Source organism: Acetatifactor sp., from assembly GCF_982438285.1.
In genome coordinates this window covers 1-2,849 of sequence record NZ_CEWDFQ010000375.1, presented here as the reverse complement: position 1 = coordinate 2,849, position 2,849 = coordinate 1, and the positions used below count along the sequence as shown (strand labels likewise).

The 2,849-nt window shown below is 46.6% G+C and carries 3 protein-coding genes; all 3 read right to left on the bottom strand.

Annotated elements, in window-relative coordinates; all coding sequences use genetic code 11:
- Window positions 1–185: 185 nt before the first annotated feature.
- A complete protein-coding gene (locus tag AC1WIP_RS14105; protein ID WP_481142424.1) occupies window positions 186–686 on the bottom strand; it encodes a CvpA family protein in 501 nt (166 codons plus the stop codon).
- Window positions 687–761: 75 nt separating this feature from the next.
- Window positions 762–1,958: a DUF5711 family protein gene (locus AC1WIP_RS14100; protein WP_481142423.1), complete on the bottom strand. Its 1,197-nt coding sequence runs from the start codon at window positions 1,956–1,958 to the stop codon at window positions 762–764.
- A 68-nt stretch (window positions 1,959–2,026) separates the two neighbouring features.
- On the bottom strand, window positions 2,027–2,849 hold an 823-nt coding region (locus tag AC1WIP_RS14095), incomplete at its 5' end, for a LysM peptidoglycan-binding domain-containing protein (RefSeq protein WP_481142422.1).

Sequence of the window (2,849 nt, the reverse complement as noted above, 5' to 3'; positions counted from 1 at the left end):
CGGGAGCTCCTGTGCCTGCTTCCGCAGCACTTCCTCCCTTTTGGCGGTGGAATTTTATGATAGCACAAACTGGGCTTCCTTGTCAATGCAATTTTTGGAATTTTTCAAACAAATTGTAACTTTTCAGTCCACGCCATTCGCAAAGCCGCGCCAAGGCGCTTTTTCGCTGCTCCGCATATTTATCCTTAAGAGGGCAGGAAGCTGATTTCCGAATTCAATCTTTCAAGCCATACGGCCAGATAATTATTCTCGTACAGCCATGTTAAAATCTGGTTTTCTCTTGTATAAACAAGTATCTGCTGTCCGATCACTCCCATATCCAGCATCATAATAAACGCATAGATTGTCCAAAGAATCAAAATAGTTTCAACAATTCCAAAAAGCATCCCCAGCAATTTGTCTATCCAGCTCACAATAGGCAGCTTGGAGATGACTTTTGCAGAAAAAAATACAACACCCAGCAAATGATGTACAATGCCAACCAGACAAAGCAGCAGCACCGCTATTATCACATTTGCTATTTCTCCATCAAAATAGCTGTTGAGCCCGTTTCCGATCAGAGCTACTACAACACACATTACAATGAGAGAAATCAGGGAAATAATTTCCCTGACCATGCCTTTCTTGTAACCGCTTACTATATTAAAGAACATAACAATCATCACTATCACAAATAACAAATTCATTTGTATACCTCCTTGTCCGCCTCAGCTGACAACAGCTCAATGGTCTTTCCTAATCCTTTCGCGTTTCCTTCACACTTATTTCAACTGTATGGTGTCAATGGAATTTTCCGTAACGATAGCGTATTTATACGTTCCTCCCGCGGGGATCATCAGTCGCACCGTCTTGTCAAAGGTTCCCTTGAATTTTTCTACGCCCCCAAGGGTTATAATCTCACAATCCGTTTCGTTATACGCCACAAAATAATCCTGTGAAAAAAAGATATCCGTGTAATCAACATCAAAATAATAGCTGCCCACTTTTTGTGCATTTACGTCATAGACATCCATCTGATAGACAGAAGCAGCATCGTCTGACAGAAAAACCAGTCCCACGTACCTGTCGCTGAAAAACACGGACTGTATTTCCTTTTCATATAAGTATTCCGCCGCAACCACCGGTTTTTGACTGCCGGTATACATCATCAGCCTCGTATCCCCTACGGCAAATGCCGTGCTGTCATTCATAAATTGTATGTACGGAACCAGCAGGTCCGAATAAGAATAAACGCTGACAATATGATCGCTTTGGTTTTCCCCCACCGCTCCGAAATTATAAAACGCAATATTGGTTTTCAAAACTCCGGCGTCCACATAGATATAACTGACTCCCAAAAGCTCCGCGCTGGGTGAAAGGCTGACAGACACAGGATAGCCGCTGTCATACATATGTGCCTGTCCGGTGTACAGCATTTCTCCCGTGGGAGCATAGGTATTGATCCAGGTGACATTCGTGTCCGCCAAAACGGCAGTGACGCAGCCTGTAGCTGAGACAGTAAGATCACGGATCGGCATGGTAGTAGTGATTTCTCCCAGCTGTTCCTGGGTATTCTGCACATAAATGCTTCTTCCATTATAGTTTCCAATTGCCGCCACATCATCACAGACAGCAATTCTGATATCCTGCATTTCATAAGTACGGTTCCAGGTAACTTCTCCCTTTAAATTCGTACAGTGGGCTCCGTCCTTGCTGTAAGTCAGTATGGCATCCCCCAGCCGGATATCCGTTGCTGCTCCTGCCGTTTCTCTGGACAGGGCAGATACCGTATCATAGTCCGTATATATATGCCTCTGGTACTGCAGAATTACCAATGCCACCAGCGCTCCCACCGCTGCCAGCACCAGCAGCACCCTGTATAAGGCAGTCAGTTTATGCTTTCTGATTTTTTCTTTGTAATTCAGCTGATTTTGTTCCCTTTTTTCTTTTTCCTTCAGGTAACTTTTTATGTCCGCCATAGATTACCTCATTGTTTTATGTATCGCAGCCAAGCTCTGCCCGTATATTGTATCACACTCTCCACGTACTAGGGTAATAAAATTTTCTCCCCCACCTTAATATCATCCGGGTTTGCTATTTGATTCAGCTCACATATCTCAGAAACTTTAGCATCGGTGCCGTATTGGCGCATACTGATTCCGATCAAAGTATCTCCCTTTTGTATCACATATGCAACTGGTCCAGACGTTTCGGCCGAGGTCTGTGCAGATGCTGTTTCCTCCTGCGGGGTCTCCTGCTGCTGAGGCTCCTGCTGCTGGGTTTCCTCCGGCAAGGGCTCCTCCTGCAGGGGCTCCTGCTGCTCCTCCGTCGTGCCCGTTCCTGCAGACTCCTGAGAAGAAGCTGTATCCTGGGAAGGGGAGACGCTGTCCATAGAGCTGGTCTGATCAGAGGCAGCGCTGTCTGTGGACGCAGTACTTTCCCCGGCGTCAGCGTTTTCCTTTTGTAATGCGTCTGACAGCTTGTCCTCCGTCACAATCCCATCCACCTGCGCAGTAGCGCTCACCGCTTCCATGGAATCAGGAAGGGACTCTATGGAATCCGGCAGCTTCTGCTCCGTCATCTCCGCCATCAATTCTCTGGCTGCCTGCTGCATTTCTTCCACTCGTTCGCTGCCGCTCATGGCAGCCAGTCCAGCAACACACAAAACCGCAAACACAGCCGCAGCCGAAAACCTGAATTTCCGCAGGCTTTTTTCAGCAGACTTTTCCTTTTTTTCCTCAGCCGAAACCAAATTTCCGGAAAAGCCCTTTTTTGCTTTCTTCCTCTCCGCCCGAAAGGAAGCGCCGCTTTTTTCCTCCGCTTTTGCCTTTCGTTCCTCCTGGCGCTGCCTGACTATATTATATTTTTCC

Coding starts and splice junctions, on each gene's coding strand:
- AC1WIP_RS14100 (WP_481142423.1), bottom strand. CDS start 1,958: ATGGCGGACATAAAAAGTTACCTGAAGGAAAAAGAAAAAAGGGAACAA.
- AC1WIP_RS14105 (WP_481142424.1), bottom strand. CDS start 686: ATGAATTTGTTATTTGTGATAGTGATGATTGTTATGTTCTTTAATATA.